Origin of the sequence: Nonomuraea cypriaca, assembly GCF_015645445.1 — a bacterium.
GTDB classification, from domain to species: domain Bacteria; phylum Actinomycetota; class Actinomycetes; order Streptosporangiales; family Streptosporangiaceae; genus Nonomuraea; species Nonomuraea cypriaca.
Map to the genome: position 1 here is coordinate 1 of NZ_JADOGI010000381.1, position 6,524 is coordinate 6,524.

Sequence of the window (6,524 nt, forward strand, 5' to 3'; positions counted from 1 at the left end):
CGCCTGACCCCACCGCCCCGACGGCCTCCGCCGAGATCGTACGCCGGGTCGCGGCCGCCCCCGGCGAGATCCATCTGGTGGCGGTCGGCCCGCTGACGAACGTCGCCCACGCCTTCCGGCTCCGCCCGAGCCTGCCGGAAGAGCTGGCCTCGCTCACCATCATGGGCGGCGCGTTCGCCGTGCCGGACATGCTGCAGGAGCTCAACTTCGGCTACGACCCCGAGGCCGCCCACGCGGTGCTGACGAGCGGCGCCCCGACCACGCTCGTACCGTACGACGTCACCCGGCTCACGTCGCTGATCCTCGCCGACGTCGACCGCCTCGCCGGCGCGAACCCGCTGGCCGACCACCTGGCCGCCACCACCCGCCCCTGGGTGCGCTGGGTGAGCGACGACCGCGGCCTGCCCGGCTGCCACCTGCACGATCCGCTGGCCGTCGCCGTGCTGCTGGAGCCGGGCCTCGCCACCCGGCACCGGGCCCGCGTGTCCGTCGAGCTGCGCGGCGCGCTGACACGGGCCCGCCCGATCGCCTGGGCGGCCGCCGGCCAGGTCAGGCGCGCGACCGGCCTGCGCGTGCCGGACGTCGAGCCCATCGACGTGCTGGACGGCGTGGACAACGACCGGCTCGTCACTTACCTGATCGACACCCTGACCGGCCGCCGCTGAAACTCACACCTGAATGCTGAAGATGATGACGGCGCGCAGGGCCAGCACTCCGGCCAGCACCAGCAAGGGCACGGTCAGCGAGTGGCGCAGGGCCGCCGTGCCGCCCGCCGCGGACAGCCGTTCGGTGGCGAGCCCGTACAGCCCGGGGATCAGGCCCGCGAGGACGACGGCCCACAGCACCAGCCACGGCAGGCCGAACACCCGGCCCTGCGTGCCTGCGGCGACCAGCGTCAGCGCGAACACCGCGATCAGCGCCAGCTCCAGCAGCGAGTAGAGCCGCTCGGAGATCGACAGCATCGGCGTGCTCGGCCCGGCCTCCGGGCGGAAGCGGGCCAGGAGCAGCATCAGCGCGGCCGAGCCGGCCAGGCCCGAGGCGAGGAAGAGGCCGCCGAGCGCCCACGTGTCGCTCCACACCGGCTGATTGGACACCGACAGCAGCACACCCGTGTAACCCGCGACGAACAGCCCGAACACCGATCCGACGATGTTGAAGGCACGGTTGTCGACCGCCCGCACGAGCGGGAGCCTGAGCTTCCCGTCGCGCACGAGCGCCGCCGCGAACGACACCGTCGTGATCGCGCCGAACACGACCAGCGCCCACGAGCCGATCGACATCGGCGACCAGTATTTGAAGGTGAGCCCCTGCCCGCCGGGGGTGTTGTTCCACAACATGTGCCAGAAGCGCAGCGGCTGCCCGAGGTCGAGCGCGAGCAGCACCGGCGCGATCAGCATCGGCGGAAAGGCCACGTAGTAGCCGATCCTGGCCATCGGCTCGTCCCCCGGCCCGCCGCGCAACCTGAGCAGGGTGGCCAGCACGTACGAGCCGCCGGACAACCCGGCCAGGAAGAAGTAGAACAGGATGTACCAGAGCCAGTCCGGAGGCCCGGCGAAGTGCTGGACGTCACCCATCCTCGGCCTTCACTTTCTCCTTGCGGCGGCCCAGCGCGACCAGACCGCCGAGCACGCCCAGGACCGCGGTGACCGCGGCGGTCAGGTAGCCGCCCACGTTGTTGCGGCTGGGCAGGACGGCGTCGCGCTCGTCCGGCAGGCCGTACTTCTCCGGCTCGTCCATGAGCAGGAAGAACGCGTTGAGCCCGCCGTACACCTTGTCGTCGTGGCCGTAGAGCCGGGCCTGGGTGACGCCCTGGGAGCGCAGGATGTCCAGCCGCTTGCCCGCCGTCTCGCGCAGCTCCGACACCGGGCCGAACTTGATCGACTCGGTGGGGCAGGCCTTGGCGCAGGCGGGCGTCATGTCGTTCTGGAGGCGGTCGTAGCAGAGCGTGCACTTCTGCGCGATGCCGTTCACCTCGCTGGCGCCGATCACGTCGTACGGGCAGGCCGCGATGCAGTTCCGGCAGCCGTTGCAGACGTCCGGCTGGATGTAGACACTGTCGAACTCGGTGCGGATGATCGCGCCGGTCGGGCAGACCTCCATGCAGCTGGCCTCTTTGCAGTGCTTGCAGACGTCCGACATCATCAGCCACGCCTTGCCGTTGCCCGAGGTGACGCCCTCGTCGGGCACGTTGTCGTGGAACTGCACGTGCCGCCAGTTCTCGGCGTCCAGCCTGCCGGTGTTGTCGAACCCGTCCAGGAACGACGGCTCGTGGCCCTCCAGCTGGTTCCACTGCTTGCAGGCCACTTCGCAGGCTTTACAGCCGATGCACACGCTGGTGTCGGTGAAGAACCCGTACGCCTGGCCAGGTGTGATGTCCGGCATGTCAGAACCCCATCAGGTTGGGCGTGATCTTCGTGTAGCCCTGCTCGGCCATGTGGAGGTCGATGGGCACTGCGGCCAGTTCGTCGACCCGCGGCACCGCGCGGGGGTCGCGGCTCAGGTCGACGTCGATCAGGTAGCGGCGGCAGGTCTGGCAGGCCTCGGCGCGCAGGTGCGGGAACACGCCGCCGTCGCCGGTCGCCCGGCCCACCTGGGGGCCCGGTCTGGCCTCGGCGTAGACCGTGCGCTGGCCGGTCTCGCCGCAACCGGGGCAGGTGGTGGCGGAGAAACTCCACTGGTTACCGCATTTGGCGCATTCCAGCATGCGGCGGCCGGTGACGAGAGGGTCGTCGCTCGCCTCGTGGAAGCTGAGCTGCGGCGGGCCGCCGCACGTGGCGCACGCCGCGCCCCGGCCCTCCGGCCGGGCACCGGCATCGGCATCGGCATCGGCTTCGGCTTCGGCTTCGGCTTCGGCACCAGCTTCGGCCCCGGCTCCGGCTTCGGCTCCGGCGGGGACTACGCCCGGGGTGGCGCGGGCTTCGGCGGGGACGACGCGCAGGGTGGCGCGGGCGAGGTAGCGCTCGACGGGCGTGAGGTCCTCGTCCGCGAGCCAGCCGTCGAGCACGCCGGCGCCGAGCAGGGCGACCGCGCCGGCCAGGGGAGCCGGGCCGTGCGCCGCCGTCGCCTCGACCACGCGGGGCAGCACGTGCGACCGCGCCCGTTGGAGCGGGACGCCGTCGCCGGCCGACTCCCACACCTCCACCAGGGCCAGGTACAGCCCGAGGATCTCGGCCGCGTGCGGATACCGCTCACGCAGCTCCCCGGCCCGTGCCCGGTCCCCGGCGTACATCACAGCTTCTCGATGTTGACCAGGAACGCCTTGTACTCCGGCGTTCGCGAGCTGGCGTCCCCGACGAACGGGGTGAGGGCGTTGGCCAGCCAGTGCTGACCGGTGTTGATGCCCACGAAACCCCAGTGGATCGGGATGCCGATCTGCCAGACCTGCCTGCCGTCGATGTCCAGCGGCCCGAGCCGCCTGGTCACCACCGCGCGGACCTCGAGCCTGCCGCGCATGGACGAGACGCGTACCCGGTCGCCCGTCTCGATGCCCTTCTCGCGCGCCAGCCCGGCGGGCACCTCGACGAACGCCTCAGGCTGCAGCTGCACCAGGTGCTCGACGTTCTGGGTGACGTAGTGCTCGTGCTCGGTCAGCCGGTACGACGTCGCCACGTACGGGTAGTCGGCCACGGTGCCGAACCGGTTCGGGCGGCCGGCCCGCTCGTCGTACCTGAAGGCCGCCGGCGTCGCCGACACCTCCGGGTGCAGCAGGTTGGCGACGGGCGACTCGATGGGCTCGTAGTGCTCGGGGAACGGCCCGTCCGCCACGCCGTTGCTGAACAGCCGGCCCACGCCCTCGGCGGTCATGATGAACGGCAGCGGCGCGTCCGCGCCCGGCCCGGCCGTCGCCGGGTAGTCGGGCACGTCGCCCACCCACTGGCCGTTCTGCCAGGCGATTCCCGGACGTTCCGGATCCCACGGGCGGCCGTCCTCGTCGGCGGAGGCCCGGTTGTAGAGGACGCGCCGGTTCGCGGGCCAGCTCCACGCCCAGCCCGGGTAGAAGCCCATGCCGGTGGGGTCGTTCGCGGCGGGATCCTGTACGCCGTCGCGCCGCTTGGCCAGGTTGCCCTCCTCCGGGTAGTGGCCGGTGTAGATCCAGTCGCCCGCGCTGGTGGTGCCGTCCTCGCCGAGGTCGGCGAACGTGCTCAGCCTCCGGCCCGTCCGCAGGTCACGGCCGTTGATCTCCTGCGCGATCTCGTCCAGCTCGGGTTTGCGCTGATTCCGGTACGGCAGCTCCATCCTCAGCACCGGGTCGGGGAACTTGCCGCCCTGGGACTCGTACAGATCCCGGACCCGCAGGAACAGCTCGGCGAGGATCCAGTGGTCGTGCCTGGCCTCGCCCTCCGGCGGCAGCACCTGGTCCTTCCACTGCACCCACCGGCCGCTGTTGGTGAACGAGCCGTCCTTCTCGATCCAGTGGGTGGCGGGGAGCATGAACACCTCGGTCTGGATCTTGGCGGGATCCAGGCCCGGCGCCTGCCAGAACTCCGAGCTGGTGGTGGCGAACGGGTCCATCACGCACAGCCACTTGAGCTTCGACAGCGCCTGGAGCACCTGGTTGGAGTCGGGACCGATGCTGGTGGCGGTCATCCCGGACAACATGACGCCCTGCATCCTGCCCCGCAACGCCTGGTCGAAGATCGAGATCCAGGAGGAGTTGACGGCGGGCTTGGGCAGGTAGTCGAAGGCGAACTCGTTGTCCTTCGTGGCGTCGTCGCCGTACCAGGCCTTGAGCAGGCTGACCAGGTAGCGGCGGTAGTTCTCGCCGAAGAAGTTCACCGCTCTGGGGTGGGCCTTCGCGGTGGCGCTCGCGGCCAGGTATCCGTCGATGTCCTTCTGTCCTGGCGCGGGGACGCGCAGGTAGCCGGGCAAAATGTCCCACGAGATGGCGTGGTCGGTGTTCCCCTGGATGTTGGCGTGGCCGCGTTCTGCGTTCATGCCGCCGCCGGGGCGGCCCATGTTGCCGAGCAGCAGTTGCAGGATGGCGCCCGAACGGATGAGCTGGACGCCGGTGGTGTGGTGGGTGAGGCCGACCGCGTACACGATGGTCATGACCTTGTCCGGCCGTCCCATCTCGCCGACCTGCCTGGCCACCTCGACGAACTGCTCGCGCGGGATGCCGGTGATGCGGGCGACCGTGTCGGGGTCGTAGCGGCGGTAGTGCTCGCGGAGCAGGTTGAGGACCGAGCGCGGGTGGTCGAGGTCGATCCTGGCGTGGCCGTCCTCGTCGGTCTCGTACGCCCACGAGGTCGCGTCGTAGACGCCCTGCTCCTCGTCGAAGCCGTTGAACATGCCGTCTTCGAAGGCGTACCCCTCCTTGACCACGAACCCGGCGTTGGTGGCCCAGCGCACGTAGTCGTCGTGGTAGAGACGGTTGGCCAGGACGTGGTTGATGAGCCCGCCGAAGTAGGCCACGTCCGTACCGGTGCGGATCCGTACGTACGTGTCCGCCACCGCGGAGGTGCGCGTGAACCTCGGGTCCGCGTGGATGATCTTCGCGGCCCGGTCGAGCTTGGCCCGCATGAGCCATCTGAAGCCCACCGGGTGGGCCTCCGCCGGGTTGGCGCCGTTGACCAGGATGAGGTCGGCGTGCCTGATGTCACGCCAGTGGTTGGTCATGGCCCCTCGGCCGAACGTGGCAGCCAAACTGACCACCGTGGGACCGTGTCAAACACGGGCCTGTTGTTCGAGGTGAACCAGGCCCAACCCCCTCATCAGCTTCGTAGCGAGATATCCCTCTTCCGAGCTGAACGCCGCCCCGCCCGCGAAGGCGACGCCCTCGCAGCGGTTGACGACGTTGCCGTCGGCGTCCTCGGTGACGAACGTGGCATCACGCGAGGCCTTGATGTTCCTGGCCAGCCGGTCGAGCGCGAACTCCCAGGAGACCTGCCTCCACTCGGCCGCGCCAGGGGCGCGGTAGAGCGGGTGCGGCACCCGCCTGCGCGAGACGGCCAACTGGAGCGACGTGGCCCCCTTCGGGCACAACGTGCCCTCGTTGACCGGACTGTCCGGATCACCCTCGATCTGCAGCAGTTCCGTCCTGCCGTCCGCGCCCTTCCTGGTGTACGCGACCAGCGCGCACCCCACCGCGCAGTACGGGCACAGAGAGTGCGAAAGCGTGGCCCCCTCGATCCGCAACCGCTGCTTGACCTCGGTCGCCGCGGCCAGGTCGAATCCCAGGGCCGACCCGCCGAGCACCCCGGCCGGGCCGATGCTCAAGAACCGCCTCCGGCTGACCTCCATAGGCCGCACTCCCCTCAGCTGCCGCCGTGGGTACCGTTATTTCACCGTATGATCCGATCGCCCGTACGTCCACCCCCGGGACCGGCCGGGAGCCCTACCCTTGGGCGAGTTGCAGGTCGTGGCGGCCACCCGGGTCGTCGGGGTTGCGGAGGAGGTCGAGCAGCCGCGGCTCCGCCGGCACCAGCACGCCGTGATCGCCCCGCTCAGCCGCCGACCGGAGCACCTCCCTCCAGGCCGGGCGCCCCACCGGCACGGCGGCCGGCGCCCACCGCCCGGCCCCGGCC

7 protein-coding genes are annotated in these 6,524 nt (G+C 70.8%); 1 reads left to right on the top strand and 6 read right to left on the bottom strand.

Annotated features, from left to right (window positions below; genetic code table 11):
* Positions 1-665, top strand: a 665-nt coding sequence (locus ITP53_RS53105) for a nucleoside hydrolase (protein ID WP_195903091.1), incomplete at its 5' end; no start/stop codon positions are given.
* A 3-nt stretch (positions 666-668) separates the two neighbouring features.
* Here ITP53_RS53105 and nrfD read toward each other — a convergent pair.
* The 6 genes from nrfD to ITP53_RS53135 all read right to left on the bottom strand — a co-directional run.
* The gene (gene nrfD, locus ITP53_RS53110; RefSeq protein WP_195903092.1) at positions 669-1,574 is read right to left on the bottom strand and encodes an NrfD/PsrC family molybdoenzyme membrane anchor subunit; all 906 of its coding nucleotides are present in this window, start codon (positions 1,572-1,574) and stop codon (positions 669-671) included.
* The gene (locus ITP53_RS53115) at positions 1,567-2,382 is read right to left on the bottom strand and encodes a 4Fe-4S dicluster domain-containing protein (protein WP_195903093.1); all 816 of its coding nucleotides are present in this window, start codon (positions 2,380-2,382) and stop codon (positions 1,567-1,569) included. Before ITP53_RS53115 ends, nrfD begins: the two co-directional genes overlap by 8 nt.
* Before the next feature lies 1 nt (position 2,383).
* Positions 2,384-3,229 carry a formate dehydrogenase accessory protein FdhE domain-containing protein gene (locus tag ITP53_RS53120; protein WP_195903094.1) on the bottom strand — a complete coding sequence of 282 codons (846 nt, stop codon included), beginning with the start codon at positions 3,227-3,229 and terminating at the stop codon, positions 2,384-2,386.
* Positions 3,229-5,652, bottom strand: a complete 2,424-nt coding sequence (gene fdnG / locus ITP53_RS53125; protein WP_195903095.1) for a formate dehydrogenase-N subunit alpha — start codon at positions 5,650-5,652, stop codon at positions 3,229-3,231. The genes ITP53_RS53120 and fdnG overlap by 1 nt, the downstream gene beginning before the upstream one ends.
* A 12-nt stretch (positions 5,653-5,664) precedes the next feature.
* Entirely contained in the window at positions 5,665-6,216 is a 552-nt protein-coding gene (locus tag ITP53_RS53130) for a molybdopterin-binding domain-containing protein (RefSeq protein ID WP_195903096.1), read from the bottom strand.
* Positions 6,217-6,334: 118 nt separating this feature from the next.
* On the bottom strand, positions 6,335-6,524 hold a 190-nt coding region (locus ITP53_RS53135), incomplete at its 5' end, for a hypothetical protein (RefSeq protein ID WP_207757689.1).

Bases quoted from the DNA above. Each gene is read 5' to 3' on its own strand.
- nrfD (WP_195903092.1), bottom strand. From the start codon at position 1,574: ATGGGTGACGTCCAGCACTTCGCCGGGCCTCCGGACTGGCTCTGGTAC.
- ITP53_RS53115 (WP_195903093.1), bottom strand. From the start codon at position 2,382: ATGCCGGACATCACACCTGGCCAGGCGTACGGGTTCTTCACCGACACC.
- ITP53_RS53120 (WP_195903094.1), bottom strand. From the start codon at position 3,229: ATGTACGCCGGGGACCGGGCACGGGCCGGGGAGCTGCGTGAGCGGTAT.